At 61.1% G+C, this 20008-nt stretch carries 22 protein-coding genes and 1 rRNA gene; 12 read left to right on the forward strand and 11 right to left on the reverse strand.

Features of this window, described 5'->3' with window-relative positions:
* Positions 1 to 181 precede the first annotated feature (181 nt).
* The 3 genes from BWP39_RS10080 to BWP39_RS10090 are packed head-to-tail and all read left to right on the forward strand — an operon-like array spanning position 182 to position 2088.
* A complete protein-coding gene (locus BWP39_RS10080) occupies positions 182 to 895 on the forward strand; it encodes an energy transducer TonB (protein ID WP_096719610.1) in 714 nt (237 codons plus the stop codon).
* A 25-nt stretch (positions 896 to 920) separates the two neighbouring features.
* Positions 921 to 1652, forward strand: a complete 732-nt coding sequence (locus tag BWP39_RS10085) for a MotA/TolQ/ExbB proton channel family protein (protein WP_096719612.1) — start codon at positions 921 to 923, stop codon at positions 1650 to 1652.
* Between the two features lie 16 nt (positions 1653 to 1668).
* Positions 1669 to 2088, forward strand: coding sequence for an ExbD/TolR family protein (locus BWP39_RS10090; RefSeq protein WP_096719614.1), 420 nt, complete (start codon positions 1669 to 1671; stop codon positions 2086 to 2088).
* A 343-nt stretch (positions 2089 to 2431) separates the two neighbouring features.
* Here the strand turns inward: BWP39_RS10090 and BWP39_RS10095 are convergent, their stop codons facing one another.
* The gene (locus tag BWP39_RS10095) at positions 2432 to 3412 is read right to left on the reverse strand and encodes a LysR family transcriptional regulator (protein WP_096719747.1); all 981 of its coding nucleotides are present in this window, start codon (positions 3410 to 3412) and stop codon (positions 2432 to 2434) included.
* Positions 3413 to 3535: 123 nt separating this feature from the next.
* On the opposite strand from BWP39_RS10095, the gene BWP39_RS10100 reads away from it, so the two are divergent.
* From BWP39_RS10100 to hemP, 4 genes are all read left to right on the forward strand, one after another.
* Entirely contained in the window at positions 3536 to 4408 is an 873-nt protein-coding gene (locus BWP39_RS10100; protein ID WP_096719616.1) for a pirin family protein, read from the forward strand.
* 218 nt (positions 4409 to 4626) lie between these two features.
* Positions 4627 to 5025, forward strand: coding sequence for an OsmC family protein (locus tag BWP39_RS10105; RefSeq protein ID WP_096719618.1), 399 nt, complete (start codon positions 4627 to 4629; stop codon positions 5023 to 5025).
* A gap of 58 nt (positions 5026 to 5083) precedes the next feature.
* Positions 5084 to 5566 (forward strand): SRPBCC family protein, encoded by a 483-nt coding sequence (locus tag BWP39_RS10110; protein ID WP_096719620.1) that lies wholly within the window; start codon positions 5084 to 5086, stop codon positions 5564 to 5566.
* A gap of 176 nt (positions 5567 to 5742) precedes the next feature.
* Complete coding sequence (hemP, locus tag BWP39_RS10115; RefSeq protein WP_096719622.1) at positions 5743 to 6012, forward strand: hemin uptake protein HemP; 270 nt, start codon at positions 5743 to 5745, stop codon at positions 6010 to 6012.
* Between the two features lie 249 nt (positions 6013 to 6261).
* On the opposite strand, the gene BWP39_RS10120 is transcribed toward hemP, so the two are convergent.
* The 5 genes from BWP39_RS10120 to uvrB form a co-directional block, all read right to left on the reverse strand.
* Positions 6262 to 7665 (reverse strand): 4Fe-4S binding protein, encoded by a 1404-nt coding sequence (locus tag BWP39_RS10120; RefSeq protein ID WP_096719624.1) that lies wholly within the window; start codon positions 7663 to 7665, stop codon positions 6262 to 6264.
* Complete coding sequence (locus BWP39_RS10125) at positions 7662 to 8504, reverse strand: FTR1 family iron permease (RefSeq protein ID WP_096719626.1); 843 nt, start codon at positions 8502 to 8504, stop codon at positions 7662 to 7664. The genes BWP39_RS10120 and BWP39_RS10125 overlap by 4 nt, the downstream gene beginning before the upstream one ends.
* 20 nt (positions 8505 to 8524) lie before the next feature.
* A complete protein-coding gene (locus BWP39_RS10130; protein ID WP_096719628.1) occupies positions 8525 to 8860 on the reverse strand; it encodes a cupredoxin domain-containing protein in 336 nt (111 codons plus the stop codon).
* 18 nt (positions 8861 to 8878) lie between these two features.
* On the reverse strand, positions 8879 to 9421 hold the full coding sequence (locus BWP39_RS10135; RefSeq protein ID WP_096719630.1) for an iron transporter: 543 nt from the start codon (positions 9419 to 9421) through the stop codon (positions 8879 to 8881).
* A 282-nt stretch (positions 9422 to 9703) separates the two neighbouring features.
* Complete coding sequence (uvrB, locus tag BWP39_RS10140) at positions 9704 to 11794, reverse strand: excinuclease ABC subunit UvrB (protein ID WP_096719632.1); 2091 nt, start codon at positions 11792 to 11794, stop codon at positions 9704 to 9706.
* 380 nt (positions 11795 to 12174) lie between these two features.
* On the opposite strand from uvrB, the gene BWP39_RS10145 reads away from it, so the two are divergent.
* Positions 12175 to 13374 (forward strand): amino acid aminotransferase, encoded by a 1200-nt coding sequence (locus tag BWP39_RS10145; RefSeq protein WP_096719634.1) that lies wholly within the window; start codon positions 12175 to 12177, stop codon positions 13372 to 13374.
* 138 nt (positions 13375 to 13512) lie between these two features.
* On the opposite strand, the gene BWP39_RS10150 is transcribed toward BWP39_RS10145, so the two are convergent.
* Positions 13513 to 14769 (reverse strand): DUF3734 domain-containing protein, encoded by a 1257-nt coding sequence (locus BWP39_RS10150; protein ID WP_096719636.1) that lies wholly within the window; start codon positions 14767 to 14769, stop codon positions 13513 to 13515.
* Between the two features lie 245 nt (positions 14770 to 15014).
* Between BWP39_RS10150 and BWP39_RS10155 the strand changes: the two genes are divergently transcribed.
* Both BWP39_RS10155 and BWP39_RS10160 read left to right on the forward strand, forming a co-directional pair.
* Positions 15015 to 15986, forward strand: coding sequence for a potassium channel beta subunit family protein (locus tag BWP39_RS10155; RefSeq protein WP_096719639.1), 972 nt, complete (start codon positions 15015 to 15017; stop codon positions 15984 to 15986).
* Positions 15987 to 16152: 166 nt separating this feature from the next.
* Positions 16153 to 16998, forward strand: coding sequence for a 23S rRNA (adenine(2030)-N(6))-methyltransferase RlmJ (locus BWP39_RS10160; RefSeq protein WP_091019141.1), 846 nt, complete (start codon positions 16153 to 16155; stop codon positions 16996 to 16998).
* Between the two features lie 86 nt (positions 16999 to 17084).
* Here BWP39_RS10160 and BWP39_RS10165 read toward each other — a convergent pair whose 3' ends face one another.
* From BWP39_RS10165 to cueR, 3 genes are all read right to left on the reverse strand, one after another.
* A complete protein-coding gene (locus tag BWP39_RS10165; RefSeq protein ID WP_096719641.1) occupies positions 17085 to 17435 on the reverse strand; it encodes a hypothetical protein in 351 nt (116 codons plus the stop codon).
* Positions 17436 to 17637: 202 nt separating this feature from the next.
* Entirely contained in the window at positions 17638 to 17784 is a 147-nt protein-coding gene (locus BWP39_RS10170) for a DUF3563 family protein (RefSeq protein ID WP_091019147.1), read from the reverse strand.
* A 293-nt stretch (positions 17785 to 18077) separates the two neighbouring features.
* On the reverse strand, positions 18078 to 18500 hold the full coding sequence (cueR, locus tag BWP39_RS10175) for a Cu(I)-responsive transcriptional regulator (protein WP_096719643.1): 423 nt from the start codon (positions 18498 to 18500) through the stop codon (positions 18078 to 18080).
* A gap of 139 nt (positions 18501 to 18639) precedes the next feature.
* On the opposite strand from cueR, the gene BWP39_RS10180 reads away from it, so the two are divergent.
* Together BWP39_RS10180 and BWP39_RS10185 are read left to right on the forward strand one after the other, a co-directional pair.
* Positions 18640 to 18855, forward strand: coding sequence for a heavy-metal-associated domain-containing protein (locus BWP39_RS10180; protein ID WP_096719645.1), 216 nt, complete (start codon positions 18640 to 18642; stop codon positions 18853 to 18855).
* A 17-nt stretch (positions 18856 to 18872) separates the two neighbouring features.
* Positions 18873 to 19811 carry a dTDP-4-dehydrorhamnose reductase family protein gene (locus tag BWP39_RS10185; RefSeq protein ID WP_096719647.1) on the forward strand — a complete coding sequence of 313 codons (939 nt, stop codon included), beginning with the start codon at positions 18873 to 18875 and terminating at the stop codon, positions 19809 to 19811.
* A gap of 80 nt (positions 19812 to 19891) precedes the next feature.
* Here the strand turns inward: BWP39_RS10185 and rrf are convergent.
* Positions 19892 to 20005: ribosomal RNA gene (gene rrf / locus BWP39_RS10190) — 5S ribosomal RNA — on the reverse strand.
* Positions 20006 to 20008 lie beyond the last annotated feature (3 nt).

Genomic DNA, 20008 nt, shown 5'->3' on the forward strand with positions numbered 1-20008 from the left:
CCGTTTCACCACCGTCAGCAAGCCAGTCGTGCGCCAGCCAGCTACCGTTCTCACCTTCAAGGAGTTCGAGATGGAATTGCTGATCGGTTTCGTGACCACCTTGTGTATTTCGCTGCTGATATTCCGAACATGACGCTGCCTTGCCTGACTCGCTGCATCGACGGCGCTTACTCACGCTAACATGCAGGCATTACATTCCGTACAGGCCGGTGCCCCGCCGGTCGCTCCCTTCCGAATGAATTCCCGTGCAGCCATCGCGACGACTGTTGTCCTCGCGATTCACGTTGTCTTGCTTGCCGTCGTGCTGACGGTACGTAACGAACCGCTCTCGCGCCCAATCGAATCGCCGGCCATCACCGCCGAGCTGCTGCCGCCCGCGGCGGTCGCAGCACCCGCCGCGATCCAGTCGATCGAACCGCCCAAACCTACGCCGCCGGTGCCGCACCTCAAACCGAAGGTGCAGCCGCGCCCGGTTCCGAAGCCGCTGCCGCAGGCGGCCGCTCCGTCCGAGCATGCGATTACCACGCCGGCGCCCGCGCCCGAGCCGCCCGCGCCTGCTGCACCGGCCGCGCCGCCGGCTCCTGTCGCAGCCCGCCCGACGATGGCGTTGACCGCACCGAAAGACGTCTCGCACCTCGACTGCCGGATGGTTCAGCCCGACTACCCGCCGCTGTCGGCGCGTCGTGGCGAAAGCGGCACCGCGTACGTCAAGTTCGTCGTGGGCCTCACCGGCAAGATCCAGAACATCGAGTTGAAGAAGAGCAGCGGCTACAGCCGCCTTGACGATGCCGCGCTCGATGCGATGAGAGCGAGTACCTGCAAGCCCTATCTCGAGAACGGCGAGCCGGTTCTGGCAACGTACACACAGCCCTTCGATTTCGGACTCAAGGACTGAAGTAGATTTCACTCAAGGAATGGCAATGCAAAATTACGGTATCGCCCACGTATGGGCGCAAGGGGATTTCGTCACGCGGGGCATCGCCCTCGCGCTGGTGATCATGTCGGTGCTGTCGTGGACGGTGATCGTCATCAAGAGCTGGAACGTGGTGCGCCTGAACCGCCTGACGCGCAACGCCGAGCAGGCCTTCTGGCATTCCGACGATCTCGCCGACGGCGTCAAGAAACTCGGCGCTCATGCATCGAAGCCGCAGGACAATCCATTTCTCGCGCTCGCCCTGTCGGGCCAGGAAGCCGCCGATCATCATCATCAGACGCAGCCGCATCTGCACGATCGTATGGACGTGTCCGACTGGGTCACGCGCTGCCTGAAGGACACGATGGACGAAAGCATCGCGCGGATGCAGAGCGGCCTCGCGGTGCTCGCATCGATCGGCAGCACGGCGCCGTTCGTCGGACTGTTCGGCACGGTGTGGGGCATCTATCACGCGCTGCTGAGCATCGGTGCAAGCGGCCAGACGTCGATCGATCAGGTCGCCGGCCCGGTCGGCGAAGCGCTGATCATGACCGCATTTGGCCTGTTCGTGGCGATTCCCGCGGTGCTCGGCTACAACGCGCTGACGCGTGCGAACAAGGCGATCGTCAGCAAGCTGAACCGCTTCGCACACGGCCTGCATGCGTTCTTCGTTACCGGCGCGCGTCTGTCGTCGTCGAAGCGCGGCGACGGTCTGCGCCTCGCCACGCGCACTCAATAATCCGCGAGGCATTCCGATGGCAATGACGAGCCCTTTCGCAAACGACGAAGACGATGGCCTGATGAACGAAATCAACATGACGCCGCTCGTCGACGTCATGCTGGTTCTGTTGATCGTCTTCATGGTGACGATTCCTGCGATCCGGCACGCGGTGAAAATCGATCTGCCGCATGCAAGCAGCCAGAAAGAAGAGACGAAGCCGGCTCAGGTGAACGTATCGGTGCAAGCCGACGGCACGGTGTTGTGGGACGAGCAGAAAGTCGATGACGCTACGTTGCGCGAGAAGATCGCTACCGCCGCGAAGATGACGCCGCAACCGGAACTGCATCTGAACGCCGACCGCAAGGTGCCCTATGAGGCGGTGGCGGAAGTGATGTCCGCGGCGCAGGCTGGCGGTCTGACGAAGATGGGTTTCGTCACCGAGCCGAAGCAGTAACTCGCATTCACGGCAAGCGAAGACATCGTTTTTCGCGACCCAAAGTAAAAGGCCTTCATCGCCAGATGAAGGCCTTTTTTTGTGCGCACGCGGCGCATTCGGGCGGCGGGTTCACTTGCCATTTGGCTGGCCGGAGACACCACATGCGACAGCCGTGATCGACACGGACAGCGCGTTCAGCCCTATCAGGCTCGCTATAGATAGCGGCCATGAGGTTTCGCTCAAGTGACTCTTCAGCGAAAGGGATTTCAATATAGGTCGGCCCGCACGCGCATTCAAGCAAACGCCCATTGAAAGTACTCATTGCTGGCGGCGCTTCAATGTCAAAAGCGATGCAACTCACTCAAAGCGCGACCGCTGGCTGCACAGCACGCACTGCGTCGGAGTCCGGACATTCGCCTGTAATGTGCTTACCGATGTCGGGATCGAGCATTTCGACCAGATAATCGACGAAAGCGCGCACCGCGGGCACCATGCCCTGACGGGACAGGAACACCGCATAGAGTTGCGGCACAGGCAACGTCCAGCCGGGCATCACCGGTGACAGCTTGCCGCTTCGCAGCGCCGCGCCGTACATCATCTCCGGCAATGCGGCGATACCGACGCCCGCGAGCGCCGCCTCGCGAATCAGCATCAGATCGCCGCTCACCAGGCGCGGTTCATGCTCGTGTGCGTGGCGGATACCGTCCGGCGAAATCAGGTTGAACACATGCCGGCCGTCGCCGTTCGATACATCGAGCGTTTCAAAACGACTCAGGTCGGCGGGCACCAGCGGCGGCGCATTCTGGTTCAGCAGGCTCGGCGCGCCGACCAGCATCTGCTGCGTGCGCCACAGCGGCCGCACGACGATGTTCGCGCTTTGCGGCGGTTCCGAGCGCACGCGCAATGCGACATCGATCGAATCTTCGAACAGGTCGACGACACGGTTGGTCACACGCATCGAGACGCGCACCTCCGGGTAGCGGTGCATAAACTCCGGCAGGATCTGCGTCATGATCGTCTGCGACACCGTAATCGGCACGCTGACCCGCACGGTGCCGCGCGGTGACGAGCGCAGTTGCTGCACGACGTTCACCGCCGCCTGCGCCTCCGACAGCATCGCCTGACAGTGCTGGTAAAACAGCTGCCCCGCTTCGGTCAGCGCCAGCTTGCGGGTCGAGCGCTGCAGCAGGCGTACCCCAAGCGACCCTTCGAGCTCCGTCAGGCGTCGCGATAGACGCGACTTGGAGATGCCGAGCACCCGCTCGGCGGCGGAGAAACCGCCGTGTTCGACGACCTGCGAAAAGTACATCAGGTCGTTCAGGTTATGCGAATCGATCTTCATTTCATCGTTCCACTGATAGAACAATCCATTGCGAACAGGTGGCTGGAACCGTGAAAAACGGTCCCTATAATAGCTCTATGTTTCAGAAATGACGCTATTCCTCAATCTTTTAAGGTGCCCTCGATGACCACGACCCGCACGATCGACCGTACGTTTCCTGCCGTTCGTACGACGGAAGGCGGCGGTTTTATCGTTCATCGCCCGTTCCCGACCCGTCTGCTGATGGATTTCGATCCGTTTCTGCTGCTCGACGAAATGGGCCCTATCGATTACGCGCCCGGCGAAGCGAAAGGCGCGCCGGATCACCCGCATCGCGGCTTCGAAACGGTGACCTACGCGCTCGAGGGCCAGTTCGGTCACAAGGACTCGGCGGGCCACTCGGGCACGCTGCGCGCCGGCGATGTGCAATGGATGACCGCAGGCGCGGGCGTCGTGCACAGCGAAATGCCCGATCCGGAATTCAATCGCACGGGTGGGCGCGTGCATGGCCTGCAACTGTGGGTCAACCTGCCGCGCGAGGACAAGATGATCGCGCCGCGCTACCAGGAAATTCCGTCGGCGAAGATTCCGGTCGCGACGTCGCCGGACGGTACGGTGCGCGTGAAGGTCATCGCGGGCGAAGCGCTGGGCGTCAAGGCCGCGATCGAAACGCGCACGCCGATCCTGTATCAGCACTTCACGTTGCAGCCGGGCGCGAGCATCGTGCACACCGTCCCCCGCGACTACCGGGTGTTCGCCTATGCGTTGTCAGGCAAGGGCATGTACGGCGAAGAGCGGCACGAGATCGAGGCACGTCAGATGGTGGTGTTCAACGACGACGGCGACACTGTGACGCTGGCTGCGGGCGCTGAAACGCTTGAGGTGCTGCTGCTCGGTGGCGTGCCGCTGAAAGAGCCGGTCGTCCGTTATGGTCCATTCGTGATGAATACCGAAGCGGAAATCCGTCAGGCGGTGCTCGATTATCAGGCCGGCCGGATGGGGCAGATTACGCATTGATTGCGTATTGATCGCACGTTGATTGCGTTGCCGCATGAGGGGCGTCGCGGGTCGTTCAGGCCTGCGGCGCCCTTTGCATTTCGCCGCAGAGAATCTACGCGTGAGATACGAGTGCAGCGACATCCGTTTGCCACCCGATTCGTTCGCTGGCGAATTCGTTCACAATAACGTCTCGCGCCGTCATCCGCGGCAAATCCACTCCCCGTTCAGGAGCCCCCATGTCAGGGTCCACCGTCACCGCACACACCGGTTCCGCAAATTTTCAGGTCACCCTCGACGATGGCAAACATAGCTGGCTCGCCGACGAACCCGAATCGGTTGGCGGCGGCGATCGCGGCCCGTCACCAGTCGATTTGCTGCTGTCGAGTCTCGGTGCGTGTACGTCGATCACACTGAAGATGTACGCACAACGCAAAGGCTGGCCGCTCGACAACGTGCACGTGACGCTCTCGATGGAAACCGGCGATACAGGCTCGACGATCGATCGCCGGATCGTGCTGGAAGGCGAGCTGTCGGACGAACAGCGCGAACGGCTACTGCAGATCGCCAACGCGTGCCCGGTCCACAAGATCCTGAGCCGTCCGATCGCGATCCGCACCGGCCTCGCGGCCGCGTAAAGCGAGCCCGCGTCTGCACGACTGATCCAACCCCGCGCCTTAAAAGGAAGCCGTCGTTTTGAATTTCGAACACCTGATCCAGATCAACGACCCGTCGAATCCGTATGTCGACACGATGACCCGCGACGAACTCTGGGAAGGGCTCGTGCTGCGTGCCGAGCAGCCGCAGCTCTTCGTACTGGGTCTCGACAGCTGCACGATCGTCTCGCGCACCGACAGCACGCTCGATCGCGAACTGCACTATGGCCAGGCCACGGTGCGCGACCGCGTGACCCTGCAGCACCACCAGAGCGTGCGCTACGACATCCTCCCAACGGAAACGTATGTCGGCGGCTCCCTGACCATGACGATCGAGCAACCAGACGACAAGCAGTTGTTCCTGCGCTTCGAATACAAGACGACGCTACCCGTCTCCGAGGACCAGGACGCGCGGCAGACCCAGGAAATCGTCAAGTCCGCGTATCGCGAGTCCGATATCGATACGGTGCGGTTGATCCGCCAGTACGTGCAGACGCGGAAGAATCCGGACGCGCTGCATTGAGGTTGTCGACACCGCCCTGCTCGCCCGCACTACGCGGACACCCGGCGGATCACACCCGACTCAGCGCCAACAGCCTGTCACTATCGAAAATCGTTCCCGATGAATTCCTTTTCTTGTTAATACGAACGATTATCATTTAGAATCAGTTCCATCGAATCGACAAACCGATGGAACGAATGACTGACCTGACGCGCTCCTCCACGCTTAGCCTGCGCCGCCCGACCGCCGCGCTGACCAGCCGACCGAAGGCTGCAGCACCTGCGGTATCGACCACGGCAAGCACCGCGTCGACCGCCGTACGAGGCAGTCAACCATCCGATCAGGCCGATCGCGTCGTCCGTAGCGACACGCTGCTACAAGGTCGCAGCCACATCAGCATCATGCATAACGGCGAGACCTACCAGCTGCGTGCCACGCGTCTCGGCAAGCTCATTCTGACGAAGTAAGTACCGGGTATTGTGGGGACCACCTCCTCGAGAGGTGTTAGGCATTAGCCAGCCACGACGGCTTGCACGTGAGATCTAGACCCCTTCGTGCAGACACCAAGCCAGCCGTCGCAGCCAGCCAGGCCGCTTTTTTGGTTCTCACTGCAGTGCGCGTCACACCCATCTGGTGTGTATCGCGATCGATGATTACGTAGTGAACAAGCCGTGCGATGACCTTCATTCATCGCACGGCTTTTGTTTTTGGCAGGGTCAGCGCGACCAGCCCCAGAACATCAACCACCACGCACTATCGACAACCGCCAGCGCGGCCACGAACCACACCATCGTCAGACTACGCGACCATAGCCGCACGCTGTAACGCCGCGTGACGAGCCACGCAAGCCACGCGCTCCACAGATTCGCGACGACGAGAATGGCGATGCGCAGATCGGTGGCCCACCAGAGCGGCACATGTTCCGCGCGCAGCAGCGACAGCGTTGTCGCCGACAGACCGAGGAACACGCCGGCGCCCGCAAGCGGAATCAACCCCTGCGCGAGATGATGCAACCTGAGCGCATCGAAGCGACCGAGCATGCGCGTCGCACCGGCGAGCAATGCGAGCAGCGTCGTGCCGTAGACCGCCGCCGTCGCGAGGATATAGCCGACCACCATCGTGCCGTCGAGCCACGAAAAGACGTCGTTCTGATCCGGGTAGTGCGTGAACAGGAACCACGGCGCGTTCGTATCGAACGGCCACATGATGTCGCGATCGATCAGCCAGGTTGCGAACAGGGTTTTCAGTTCGACGAACCACGTCGACGCGGTCCAGTGAAATGCGCCGATCGCGATACCAAGCAAGCCGTACACGATCAACGCGGTATCCCACGCGTTTGCCTGTTTGTCGCCGAGTTCGACGACTTCCGTTGACGGCGTGCGCCACGTCAGCGCTACCGCGTCGCGATGTCCGGCGCAGCGGCCGCACATATGGCAGTCGGCGGCGCCCTTCATGTTACGCAGCGGCACGAGCGGCGCGCAGTTGATCGGCACCACGCGATGCCCGTGCTCGCCTTCCTTGTACGAACGCCGCCACGCGGCTTCGTCGACCTTGTAGTGAAACGGTGCAAGCCGCGCGAGAAGCGAAAAGACGCCGTTGACGGGACACAGGTATTTGCACCAGACGCGCTTCTCGCGTCCATACAGCAAACCGATGATCATCGCGGCAAACGTCGAGCCGCCGAGTACCAGCAGCACCGCTTTCGGATATTGATAGACGCTGACCATCTGGCCGTAGATCGTCGTGAGTCCAAAGGCGACGAACGGCCAGCCGCCCCAGCGCATCCAGTGCGGGATTGCGCGCCCGCGCCCGTACTTGCTCGCGAACTCGGCGAGCGTGCCTTCAGGACACAGCACACCGCACCAGACGCGCCCGAGCAGCACCATCGACAGCAGCACGAACGGCCACCAGATGCCCCAGAACACGAATTGCGCCGCAAGCGTGAGGTTGTTCCACAGATGCGCGCTGTCGTCGGGTAGCGGCGTAAAGGCCGGCACGAGGATCAGGAACGCGTAGACCGCCACCACCACCCACTGGATACCGCGGATGGCAGAACCATGCCGCTGCATCCATTGACCGGCGCCGGCAAGACGGCCCGCGCGGACGGACACGCTCGTCATGCCGTGCGCCCGGCGGTGCGCGATGCGGGCCGCGACGCGTGGCGAACCAGCAGATAGACGATGGTCCAATACACCGCATAGGCGATCAGGTTCATCAGCGCTGGATGCGCGCGATAACCGGTCAGCGTCGCAACGAGCGAACCGAACGTGCTGGAATCGTCGAGTAGCGCCGACGTGTTCCACACCTGGTCGATGAAAGTCGGCAGCAGTTCCTTGTCGATCAGCTTGTCGACGCCGGTCTGGAACAGCCCTGCACCGAGCAACAGCAGCATGATCTCGGTCACGCGGAAAAAGTGCCGCCACGAGAACAGCTTGCCACCGAGCTGCAACAGATAGAACGTGAGAAACGCAAGACCGAGGCCAATCAACACGGCAAGAATCTGGCTACCGTCGATATGTCCCGACTGCCCGAACCCGAGGCCATACAGAAAGATGACCGTTTCGCTACCCTCGCGGGCAATCGCCAGCGCAACCAGCACGGCCACGCCCCACCAGTTCGCGTCGCGCGTACTCTGCTGCAGCGACTGCTCCATGTCGCGCTTCAGCGTGCGGCCGTGCTGCTTCATCCACAGCACCATCTGCACGATCAACACGCATGCGATCAGCACCATCGCGGTCTGGAAATAATCCTGTGCGTCGCCGGACAGCACTTCAGTGAAACCGACCAGTGCCGCACCGAGCGCGATCGCCGCGAGTATGCCCACGGCCACACCGGCCCACAGATACGGCAACCCACGCCGCGCCTCAGCATCGCCGTTTTTCAGCCACGCATACAGGATGCCGACGACAAGCAGCGCCTCGACGCTTTCCCGCCACACGATGAACAACACCTGACCCATCGAATTTCTCCTGCTGCCCGCTACTTCGCGACGATCACGCCCTGCGCCTGCTGATGGAAGTCATCGAAGAACTTGTATTCTCCCGGCGACAGCGGCGCGATCACGACAAACGACTCCGCCCCTGGCGCGAGCACTTTTTCCTTGCGCAACTGCACGCTTTCGAATTCGGCGGCACCCTTACCGGTGTTGCGCACTTCGATCTTGATACGCTGCCCGGCCGGCACTTCAATACGCGCCGGATTCAACTTGCCGTCGTTCATCTCCAGCTTGAACGTGGGCAGATCGGCGGCATGCGCCGCGCCTGCTGCAAGCGATGTCGCTATCGCGAAGAGCGCGATCTTTCGGTTGATTCTCATTGAGCTTTCCCGCGGCGATCAGTAGCCGCCCTTTTTGCCGATGCCCGCATACGCAAAGTCATACTCGAGCGTGAACGGCTTGAACCACGGACCCACGCCAGTTTCCTTGTCGACGTGACGGCCGAACGCCATGTGGCCCATCTGCATCGGCGGTTCGACGATCAGCTTCAGGTGATATTTGCCGGGACCGGCCAGCTTGACGTTGTCGCCATAGTGCGGGCCGTCGCTCGCTACCATCGCCATCAGATCGCCCTTCTGCGACCAGTTGCCCTTCGACAGCTCATAACGGACCTGCAGGTACGGCATCCAGTCGCCTTCGGCGAAACCGGTCGGGTTGTTCTTCACTGCGTGAATGTCGGCCTCGAGATGGACGTCGGAATCCGACGCCTTGCGCATCATGCCTTCCGGCTCCATCGTGATCGGCTGCAGATACACGGCGCCGATTTCCATGCCGCCCTGGATCTGCTGTTTGCCGATCGGGAATTCGGCAGCGCTAGCGGAGACCGCAATGACTGCTGCGACGGCTATGACGCCGCCACGCAAAAACGAAGAAAAACGCATTGAAACTCCTGATTTTTTATCTGACAGAAACCACGCGGCACTCTTGGGCAGCGACGGCAGGAAGCGATGGAAAACGCTAGAAGACGTTAATGCGACCTATTCGCAATAGTAAGGCGATTCTAGCATCCTTACCGATGCCAAACAAATGTCGCGGGCGCGCAGATCCCTGTGCGGACAAGGCTCCAGCGTTGGAATGGAGATGGATTAGCGCGTCGGAAACGCAGCGCCGGGCGGCGCTGCGTCATTCTTTCGTGGGCTTTCGTTGCGCTTCGGTGAAGCGGGCTAGATACCCGTCAGATGGTCGCCGACGTTTGCCCCAAATACGCGTTCACGCAGCAGCGCGAGCTGGTCGCGTGCCTGAGCGGCTTTTTCGAATTCGAGATTTTTCGCGTGCTCCATCATCTGCTTCTCAAGCCGTTTGAGTTCCTTCGCGAGCTGCTTCTCGGACATGTCTTCGAACTTCGCGCGCTGTTGCTGCTCCTTCAGTTCGGCACGCGCTTCGTCGACGTTGTACACGCCATCGATGATGTCCTTGATCCGCTTCACGACCCCGCGCGGCGTAATGCCGTTTTCCACGTTGAACGCGATCTGCTTCGTGCGCCGGCGTTCGGTCTCATCGATCGCGCGGCGCATCGAATCGGTCATCTTGTCGCCGTACAGAATCGCCTTGCCGTTGATATTGCGCGCGGCACGGCCGATCGTCTGGATCAGCGAACGTTCGGCGCGCAGGAAGCCTTCCTTGTCCGCGTCGAGAATCGCAACCAGCGACACCTCCGGAATATCGAGCCCTTCGCGCAACAGGTTGATCCCGACCAGCACATCGAAGGTACCGAGCCGCAGGTCGCGGATGATCTCGACCCGCTCCACCGTATCGATGTCGCTATGCAGATAGCGCACCTTGACACCGTGGTCCGCCAGGAACTCGGTCAACTGCTCGGCCATGCGCTTGGTCAGCACCGTCACCAGCACGCGATCGCCGACCTTCACGCGTTCGTTGATTTCGGAGAGCACATCGTCGACCTGGCTCGTCGCCGGACGCACTTCGATCTCCGGATCGACGAGGCCCGTGGGGCGCACCAGTTGCTCGGCGACCTGCCCCGAGGTCTTCTTCTCATAGTCCGCGGGCGTCGCCGAGACGAACACGACCTGGCGCATCTTGCGCTCGAACTCGTTGAACTTGAGCGGTCGGTTGTCCAGCGCTGACGGGAGCCGGAAACCGTAATCGACGAGGTTTTCCTTGCGCGCGCGGTCGCCGTTGTACATGCCGTTCAGCTGCCCGATCAGCACGTGCGATTCGTCGAGCAACATCAATGCGTCGGTGGGCAGATAGTCGACGAGGGTCGGCGGCGGCTCGCCGGGAGCCGCGCCCGAAAAGTGCCGCGAGTAATTTTCGATGCCCTTGCAAAAGCCCAGTTCCTGCAGCATCTCCAGATCGAAACGCGTGCGCTGTTCGAGGCGCTGCGCTTCCACCAGCTTGTTGTCACGATGAAAGAACTCGAGCCGATCGCGCAGCTCGGTCTTGATCGTTTCGACGGCACGCATCACCGTGTCACGCGGCGTCACATAGTGCGACGACGGGTACACCGTGAAGCGCGGGATTTTCTGCCGTACGCGGCCCGTCAGCGGGTCGAACAGTTGTAGCGTTTCGATTTCGTCGTCGAACAGTTCGAGGCGCACCGCCATTTCCGCGTGTTCGGCCGGAAAGATATCGATGGTGTCGCCGCGCACGCGGAACGCACCGCGCTGAAAGTCGGCTTCATTGCGCGTGTACTGCATGGCGATCAGCCGCGCGATGATGTCGCGCTGACCGATGCGGTCGCCGGTACGTAGCGTCAGAATCATCTTGTGGTATTCGGACGGATTGCCGATACCGTAGATCGCCGACACGGTCGCCACGATCACGACGTCGCGCCGCTCCATCAGGCTCTTCGTCGCCGACAGCCGCATCTGTTCGATGTGCTCGTTGATCGACGAATCCTTCTCAATGAACAGGTCCCGCTGCGGCACGTACGCTTCCGGCTGGTAGTAGTCGTAGTACGAAACGAAGTACTCGACCGCGTTGCGCGGAAAGAACTCGCGAAACTCCGAATACAGCTGCGCCGCGAGCGTCTTGTTCGGCGCGAAAACGATGGCCGGGCGGCCGAGCCGCGCGATCGTGTTGGCCATCGTGAAGGTTTTGCCCGAGCCCGTCACGCCGAGCAGCGTCTGGTACGACAGGCCATCCTCGATACCTTCGACCAGCGTTGCGATCGCGGTCGGTTGATCGCCGGCGGGCAGATACGGTTGATACAGCTGGAACGGCGAGCCTTCGAACGTGACGAATTTCGATTCGTCGACGGCGTTGTCGACTTCGGACAGATGATGTTCGGACATGGGGAGCAGCGTCCTCAGCGGGAGCAAAGGACTATTCTAGCGTTTCGGCCAGCCGCGAGCCGCACATGCAACCGGTCTGCTGTCAGTACGCTGGCAGGAGGAGTCTGGATTGAATCGGGTACTTGCTGCCGGGCGAACCTTTTCACGGTCGCGCCGTGCCTCGATCCGGCACTTAAACGCCGATGCAATGCCGATACCCGCCGCGCGAGCTTTTTTGCCGCAAAAAACCGCCTGGCGGCGCGGCGCGAGCCGAAAAGCCCCCAGGATTCGATACAATGGCGGGCTGTGTGTTTGCGCTACCGCCCGGTCGCCGTTTTGCCGACTGACTGCGGGCCGGTCGCGCGTGAAGCCGCCCTTCTTCTCACTACTGCCGAACCATCATGTCTCTCTTTTCCGCCGTCGAACTTGCCCCCCGCGACCCGATCCTGGGCCTGAACGAAGCCTTCAACGCCGACGCGCGCACAACCAAGGTGAACCTGGGCGTGGGCGTCTATACCAACGAAGAAGGCAAGATCCCGCTGCTGCGCGCAGTGCGCGACGCGGAGAAAGCACGTGTCGAAGCGGCATTGCCGCGCGGCTACCTGCCGATCGAAGGGATTGCCGCATACGACGCCGCGGTGCAAAAGCTGCTGCTCGGCAACGATTCGGCGCTGATCGCCGCGGGCCGGGTCGTGACGGCACAGGCGCTGGGCGGCACGGGCGCGCTGAAAATCGGTGCGGATTTCCTGAAGCGGCTGAATCCGGCCGCCAAAGTCGCGATCAGCGACCCGAGCTGGGAAAATCACCGCGCGCTGTTTGAAGGCGCCGGGTTCGAAGTCGTGTCATACCCGTACTACGACGCCGCCACCCACGGCGTGAATTTCGCCGGCCTGCTCGACGCACTGAACAGCTATGCCGCGGGCACCGTCGTCGTGCTGCACGCGTGCTGCCACAACCCGACCGGCGTCGATCTCACCCCGGATCAATGGAAGCAGATCGTCGACGTCGTCAAGACGCGCGAACTGGTGCCGTTCCTCGACATCGCGTATCAGGGCTTCGGCGACAGCATCGACGCAGACGCCGACGCGGTCCGCCTGTTTGCAGCTTCCGAGCTGAACGTATTCGTTTCGTCGTCGTTCTCGAAGTCGTTCTCGCTGTACGGCGAGCGTGTCGGCGCACTATCGATCATCACCGGCAGCAAGGAAGAAGCCACGCGTGTCCTGTCGCAGTTGAAGCGCGTGATCCGCACGAACTACTCGAATCCGCCGACGCACGGCGGTTCGGTCGTCGCTGCCGTGCTCGCTGCGCCGGAACTGCGCGCAACGTGGGAAGCGGAACTCGGCGAAATGCGCGACCGTATTCGCGCGATGCGTAATGGTCTGGTCGAACGTCTGCAGGCGGCCGGTGTGTCGCGCGACTTCAGCTTCGTCAATGCGCAGCGCGGCATGTTCTCGTACTCGGGGCTGACTGCGGCACAGGTGGATCGTCTGCGCGACGAGTTCGGTATCTATGCGGTCAGCACGGGGCGTATCTGCGTCGCGGCGCTGAACACGCGTAACCTCGATGTGGTCGCTGGTGCGATCGCGCAGGTTCTGAAGTAACGCATCTCGAAGCTGCTGGGCCTGTTCTGTCTGCGGTACGACGAACTGCCCGGTCAGTCAGCCTGCGGTCGTAAAAGCGGCGCTCCCTGCGGAGCGCCGTTGCTTTTTGCGGTTCGAATCGCTCACGTCGGTGAGCGCTCAACGAGCGTCGCGGTGAATATCGTGCGTGACGAAACCCGCATCGTTATCGGGTAACGCAAGCCACCCAGGCTGCGCCAGCGAACGGCGAATATCCTCCAGACCGCTGTCCCAGTGCTCGCGCATCGTCGACAGACCGAACTGGTAGTCCTTGTACTGCCCTTCGTATTCTTTCTGCCGGTATATCAGGTGAATCACGTTATATCGTTTGGAACACGCGAGGTCCTCCGCGACCTTGCACCAGCGGTCATCCTGATGCTCGGGTGCGACCCGGTCGAGCACCTCGCGCAGCACATGACGGAAACGCTGCGAGCGTTGCAGCATGTCGGTGACTAGCCGCGTGCGGCTCGAATACTGAATATCCTTCATGCGGCCCTGAACGTCGGTGATGCTGCCCGGCACCGGACCGAGCGCACTCCACAAGTCGACCTGGAACGCGAGCGTGTCCTGACGCGGTGTCGTCTGAACCACTTCGTAGAGCGGCGTATTCGACATCAGGCCGCCGTCCCAGAAGTACTCACCGTCGATCTCCACCGCGGCAAAACCAGGCGGCAGCGCACCGGACGCGATGAAGTGCTCGGCACGCAGCGTCATGCGGGTGTTGTCGAAGTAAGCGAAATTGCCGGTGCCGACATTCACCGCGCCCACCGACACGCGCAATTCGCGCGCGTTGATCCGGTCGAAATCGCACAGGCGCTCAAGCGTCGCCTTGAGCGGCGTGGTGTCGTAGTAGCTGGCAGTTTGCGGAGACCCGGAGACAGTCGGCAAAGGCGGCGGAAAACGCGGCACGAAAAAGCCCTTCTGTCCTTCGACGATCGCACCCATCGCTTGCATCGCCGTGAAGGCCCTGCGGACGGTATCCGTGGAATTGAACAGCGCGTGCTCGACGAACGGCGGCAATGGTGGCCCAAATGCCGGCTGGCAGATCGTTTCCCAGAACTCCCGCAGGCGTGCCACGCGATGCTCGGGCGCGTTGCCGGCAATGATCGCGGTATTCAACGCGCCGATCGAAATACCCGCGAGCCAGGTCGGTTGGATGCCCGCTTCGTCGAGCCCCTGGTATACGCCAGCCTGATAGGCGCCCAGTGCACCACCGCCCTGGAGCATCAGCGCGATCGATTCGTACTTCGGCAAATCGACGGGAGCAATCGATCGGGCTTTGCCGGCCGCCTGCGCTTTTGCCTTTGCCTTCGCGGGCGCCTCGCTATTTCCGTTGCGCGCGCTCGCGCGTGCCTGTCCGGTGTTGTTTCGCGTCATCACGATGCTCCTTTTCACCTGTCCGTGCAGCTCGCGTGAGTCAATCTACCGCCATGACTCACGATGACAGAACGACCGGTCGGGGTCGTTCAAACGAATGCAAGGTCGCAACCACCGCTCTTATTGTGCATGAAGCACGCACAACGCGACGCGAACCCGCGTTGCGCAGCCCCCTGGCCCCACGCACTCGTGCAGATCGGATTAAGCTGTCGGATTGCGATCGATTACTTTCGAAGGAGACGCGAATGAATTACCGGCGACTCGGCCGCTCCGGCCTGCAGGTCAGCGAACTGTCCATCGGTTCATGGGTTACGTACGGCAATCAGGTCGACCGCAGTGCCGCTCGCGAATCGCTTGCGGCGGCGCGCGATGCGGGTGTCAATTTCTTCGACAACGCCGAAGTCTATGCGAGCGGCCAGTCGGAAGAAATCATGGGCCACGCGCTCAAGGAACTGGGGTGGTCACGTGTCAGCTACATCGTGTCCACCAAGTTCTTCTGGGGATTGAATGAAGCGCCGAACCAGTATCACACGCTGAACCGCAAATACCTGCTCAACGCAATCGATGCCTCGCTGAAACGCCTGCAACTCGACTACGTGGATCTCGTGTTCTGCCATCGCCCCGATCCGAACACGCCCGTCGAAGAAACGGTCTGGGCGATGAGCGACATGATTGCGCGCGGCAAGGCGTTGTACTGGGGAACCTCCGAATGGAGCGCCGATGAGATCCGAGCCGCTTACGAAATCGCGGAGCGGCATCACCTTCATAAACCTGTCATGGAACAGCCTCAATACAACCTGTTCCATCGCCGGCGCGTCGAGCAGGAATACAAGCGGCTCTATGAAGACATCGGACTTGGTCTGACGACATGGAGTCCGCTTGCATCGGGCCTGCTGACCGGCAAATACCGTAACGGTGTACCCGCCGACAGTCGCGCGCAATTGCAGGGCTACGACTGGCTGCGCAAGCAGGTCACCGATGCCGGCAAGAACGATGTAGTCGGCAAGCTCGGCAGCGTGGCGGACGAACTCGGGTGCTCGATTGGACAACTGGCTATCGCGTGGATTCTCAAGAATCCGCATGTGAGCACGGTGATTACCGGCGCTTCGCGCGTGGAGCAGATCGCCGAGAACATGAAGGCACAGGACGTCGCGGCAAAAATCACACCGGAGCTCAAGCTGAAGATCGAGGAGATCGTTGGCGATATAGAAGCGTAGCGGCGTTAGGGTTCGCCAAAGCTTGCCGGGGCAGGACAGCGGTGCGTGTCGCGTACAATACGCGACCGCACCGAAGTACGCGGTAGCGGTCCCGCGCCATGACAGATGCCGCAAAGATCCTCCGACACCTCCGATTCATCGTCTTACGCCAGCTTCACGCGAAATCATGCTCAGCTACCGCCATGCCTTTCATGCAGGAAATCACGCCGACGTCCTGAAACACGCGATCGTCGTGCAATTGCTGCGCTATCTCGAGCAGAAAGACAAGTCGTACTGGTACATCGATACGCACGCCGGCGCTGGCGTGTATTCGCTGAAGGAAGGCTACGCGACGAAGACCGCCGAATTCGAAACCGGCATCGGAAAACTGTGGGCGCGCCAGGATCTGCCGCCCGTGCTCGCCGAGTATGTGAATGAAGTCGCGGCGCTCAATGCCGATGGCCAACTGCGCTATTACCCGGGCTCACCGTATCTGGCATGGCGGCTGATGCGCGAGCAAGACCGTATGCGGCTGTTCGAAATGCACAGCACCGAGATCGACGTGTTACGCCACAACTTCCGCGATGCCGGCCGGCGCGCGCTGCTCTATTCCGGCGATGGTTTCGAGGGCATCAAGGCGCTGCTGCCTCCCCCGCCCCGTCGTGCACTGGTGCTGATCGACCCGTCGTACGAGGACAAGCGCGACTATCACCGCGCACTGGTGTGTGTCGAAGAAAGCTTGCGGCGCTTTGCGAACGGTACCTATGCAGTCTGGTACCCGCAGGTGACGCGGCTCGAATCGCAACGCTTCCCTGACCAGTTAAAGCGTCTGCAGGAGCGCAACTGGCTGCACGTTTCCCTGACGATCGGCAAACCGCCAACGGACGGTTTCGGGCTCTTTGGCAGCGGTATGTTCATCCTGAATCCGCCGTATACGCTCGCGAAAGCGATGAAAGAAACGTTGCCGTGGCTCGTCGATGCGCTGGGTCTCGATGCGGCCGCTCAGTTCAAGATCGAGCATCGCGGCGATTGAAAGTGTTGGAATTGTCGAGCCGTCTTTCGATCTGGGGAACGACGCTTCGATCTTGAAGCGCGACCTGCGCTAGCCGGAACAGCGCTCTATTGCGGCGACGATGGGATCCGCAGACGCGGTTTCGGAGTCGACTGAGGCTGCGTGCCCGCCGGCAATTCGATGTAGGGCGCAACGATAATCGGCGGTGACGCATTGGGCGCGAGTTCTGTCGGCGTTGCAATGGGTTGCGCCTCAACGATGCGCGCATGCGAAAGCGGCGCGGTTTGCAGCACAGTGCCGCTTTGCCCATCGCTGATGCCTTTCTGCGTATCGAGGATCAACGGCTGCCCTCCGCCCGTCGATAGCGCGAACGCGACCTGTGCGGCGAAAGCCGAGGTCAGAACCGTCATTACGGCAAAGAACGCGAGCAAAAAGCGTAGCAAGCGGATCGGGATCATAGCGAAGACCGGGTGGGTAGCCAGTGAGATACGGGGTGCCGCCGACAACGCCTTACCTTACCTCTGGTGGTCACGTTCCGGCTAGAACAATACGCGCGGGCGAGCGATTCACAGGCCCCAGATGTGACGAAGCCCCGCACCTGGCGAGGCTTTGAAGCTTCACTGCCGGGCGGCGACAGGCGCCGCGCACGAGCAGATGGGCTTACAGCGAGTAGCCGCTGGTTTCGAGCGAACGGATGCGTTGCTCGAGCTGGACGATGTCGGTCGACGACGCCAGATAGGCCTCGCGGCGGTTACGTTCGGCAGATTCAAACCAGTTGCTCAGCTTTTCAACGACGTAGGCAATCATGATGTTCTCCAAGGATCAGTATGAACCCCTGGTGGAAATATCATCAGGGATTTCCCTTAAAAGGGTTAACCCGCATTATAGCCCTCCGACGTTGTTTTGCTAGTGAAATGCTCGACTGACGTGCATTCCGTTTTGGAATGGTGCAGGGTTTTTCTCCTGACAAGCTGTTGATTTCAAAGAAAATTGATTTACCTCAAATAGCCGGTGTGGAAATTTTGTCTAGAATTTGCACCGATATGGAGCATTTGCGTTGCGTGGTTGCAACGTGTCGTGAATCGGGTTGCACCGCACCTTCAATCAGCGTGACAACCCGCGGCAGGCATTGCCCGTGTATCGGCCAGCCGCTCGAGAATCGGACAATCCGGCCGCCCATCGCCATGGCAATGCGCCGCAAGGTGAGCAAGCGTATCGCGCATTTCGGTCAGCTCCGCAATCCGACGATCGAGCTCGGTCACATGCTCAAGTGCGATCGACTTCACCTCGGCACTCGCGCGCGAGCGGTCTTGCCAGAGCGCCAACAACTTGCGAATATCCTCGACCAGAAAACCGAGGCGCCGCGCCTGACGGATGAAACGCAACGAGTGAACCTCCGGCGCGCTGTAAATGCGGTAGCCCGCTGCCGTGCGCGCCTTGGCGCTCAGAAGTCCAACGCTCTCGTAGTAGCGGATCATTTTTGCTGTGACACCTGACTCACGTGCTGCCTCGCCGATATTCATCGCTCTATCCTCCAATCGATCGTTTTATGCTACACCTTCCCACGGTGGGAAGGTGTATGGTTCTTCGGACGATCGGCAAATCAGACGTGTGCCGCTCGTCGTGTCTCCATGTCCATTTCTATTTTCATGAGGTTATTCGATGACTGTCGAATTCAAAGTTGAAGGCATGAGTTGCCAGCATTGCGTTGCAGCCGTTACCCAGGCGATTCGCGAGCAGGACGCCGTGGCCGACGTGCGAGTGGACCTCGCGGCCGGCCGGGTCGCGGTCGATTCACAACAGACGCCGGATGTATTGAAGGCCGCAATCGCCGAAGCCGGCTACGTCGTGGTCGACACGCAGGCCACAACCAACTGATCGAGGAACAAAGCTGAATGTTCACAGTTGCGATCATTGGCGCTTCGGGTCTGCTTGGACGTGCGGTCATCGACGAACTCGTGCAAGAACGCGACTGGCGGGTCATCCCGACGGCATTTCGCCGCACGACTGCGAACATGGTTTCTCTCGACATTCGCGATGCCCGGGCTGTGGCGCAGTTTGTCGAGCGCGAAGCTCCGGATGCCATCGTGATCGCGGCCGCGGAGCGTCGCCCCGATGTGTGCGAACGCGAACCTCTGCAGGCGCGCGCGTTGAATGTCGATGCTGTTCGTACAGTGGCGACCGCGGCAAACCGGATCGGCGCGTGGACCTTGTCCATCTCGACCGATTATGTTTTCGACGGTACCCGACCGCCTTATCGTTGCGATGACTCACCGTCACCAATCAATGCTTACGGCCGGAGCAAAGAGGAAGGTGAGCGCGCACTGCTCGATACGGCCCAGCAAGGTTGCGTGCTGCGTTTGCCGCTGCTTTATGGGCCGATCATCGACTGGCAGGAATCGGCGGTGACTAGCCTTGTGCCGGCGATTGCGGGATCAGCGGGATCAGCGGACGCTGCGCCCGCTGTCATGGACGCGTGGGCGATCCGTTACCCGACCTATACGCCTGATGTCGCGTTTGTCATCAAGCAGTTGCTCACACGACATTCGCGCGGAGAGAGTATCTGCGGCATTGCGCAGTGGTCAGGTGATGAACCTATGACGAAACACGACATCGCTATGCGCCTTGCCGACGCACTGCAGCTGAATGCCAATCTGATCCGCCAGACGACGCCCGTCGACTCAACGCCTCGGCCACGTGATTGCCATCTGGATTCGAGTCGCCTGGAGAGTTTGGGTATCGGTCGCCGTACGCCCTTCGATGTGGCGATCAGACAGGTATTGGCGAAATTTCCGTGGAATGGGGATATCGAGACTTGGGATATCGAGACTTGAATGGCGGGTTTATCAAACCCGGCCCGTAAACGGCAAGACCCCGCTGGTTAAGGGCGGGGTCTTGTCTTGCAGCATGAGGAGCCTGACGATTACCTACTTTCACACGGGCAATCCGCACTATCATCGGCGTGGAGTCGTTTCACGGTCCTGTTCGGGATGGGAAGGGGTGGTACCGACACGCTATGGTCATCAGGCAT

The organism is Paraburkholderia acidicola (genome assembly GCF_002362315.1).
Classification (GTDB): Bacteria; Pseudomonadota; Gammaproteobacteria; order Burkholderiales; family Burkholderiaceae; genus Paraburkholderia; species Paraburkholderia acidicola.

Bases quoted from the DNA above. Each gene is read 5' to 3' on its own strand.
- BWP39_RS10080 (WP_096719610.1), top strand. From the start codon at position 182: ATGCAGGCATTACATTCCGTACAGGCCGGTGCCCCGCCGGTCGCTCCC.
- BWP39_RS10085 (WP_096719612.1), top strand. From the start codon at position 921: ATGCAAAATTACGGTATCGCCCACGTATGGGCGCAAGGGGATTTCGTC.
- BWP39_RS10090 (WP_096719614.1), top strand. From the start codon at position 1,669: ATGGCAATGACGAGCCCTTTCGCAAACGACGAAGACGATGGCCTGATG.
- BWP39_RS10095 (WP_096719747.1), bottom strand. From the start codon at position 3,412: ATGAAGATCGATTCGCATAACCTGAACGACCTGATGTACTTTTCGCAG.
- BWP39_RS10100 (WP_096719616.1), top strand. From the start codon at position 3,536: ATGACCACGACCCGCACGATCGACCGTACGTTTCCTGCCGTTCGTACG.
- BWP39_RS10105 (WP_096719618.1), top strand. From the start codon at position 4,627: ATGTCAGGGTCCACCGTCACCGCACACACCGGTTCCGCAAATTTTCAG.
- hemP (WP_096719622.1), top strand. From the start codon at position 5,743: ATGACTGACCTGACGCGCTCCTCCACGCTTAGCCTGCGCCGCCCGACC.
- BWP39_RS10120 (WP_096719624.1), bottom strand. From the start codon at position 7,665: ATGACGAGCGTGTCCGTCCGCGCGGGCCGTCTTGCCGGCGCCGGTCAA.
- BWP39_RS10125 (WP_096719626.1), bottom strand. From the start codon at position 8,504: ATGGGTCAGGTGTTGTTCATCGTGTGGCGGGAAAGCGTCGAGGCGCTG.
- BWP39_RS10130 (WP_096719628.1), bottom strand. From the start codon at position 8,860: ATGAGAATCAACCGAAAGATCGCGCTCTTCGCGATAGCGACATCGCTT.
- BWP39_RS10135 (WP_096719630.1), bottom strand. From the start codon at position 9,421: ATGCGTTTTTCTTCGTTTTTGCGTGGCGGCGTCATAGCCGTCGCAGCA.
- uvrB (WP_096719632.1), bottom strand. From the start codon at position 11,794: ATGTCCGAACATCATCTGTCCGAAGTCGACAACGCCGTCGACGAATCG.
- BWP39_RS10145 (WP_096719634.1), top strand. From the start codon at position 12,175: ATGTCTCTCTTTTCCGCCGTCGAACTTGCCCCCCGCGACCCGATCCTG.
- BWP39_RS10150 (WP_096719636.1), bottom strand. From the start codon at position 14,769: ATGACGCGAAACAACACCGGACAGGCACGCGCGAGCGCGCGCAACGGA.
- BWP39_RS10155 (WP_096719639.1), top strand. From the start codon at position 15,015: ATGAATTACCGGCGACTCGGCCGCTCCGGCCTGCAGGTCAGCGAACTG.
- BWP39_RS10160 (WP_091019141.1), top strand. From the start codon at position 16,153: ATGCTCAGCTACCGCCATGCCTTTCATGCAGGAAATCACGCCGACGTC.
- BWP39_RS10165 (WP_096719641.1), bottom strand. From the start codon at position 17,435: ATGATCCCGATCCGCTTGCTACGCTTTTTGCTCGCGTTCTTTGCCGTA.
- BWP39_RS10170 (WP_091019147.1), bottom strand. From the start codon at position 17,784: ATGATTGCCTACGTCGTTGAAAAGCTGAGCAACTGGTTTGAATCTGCC.
- cueR (WP_096719643.1), bottom strand. From the start codon at position 18,500: ATGAATATCGGCGAGGCAGCACGTGAGTCAGGTGTCACAGCAAAAATG.
- BWP39_RS10180 (WP_096719645.1), top strand. From the start codon at position 18,640: ATGACTGTCGAATTCAAAGTTGAAGGCATGAGTTGCCAGCATTGCGTT.
- BWP39_RS10185 (WP_096719647.1), top strand. From the start codon at position 18,873: ATGTTCACAGTTGCGATCATTGGCGCTTCGGGTCTGCTTGGACGTGCG.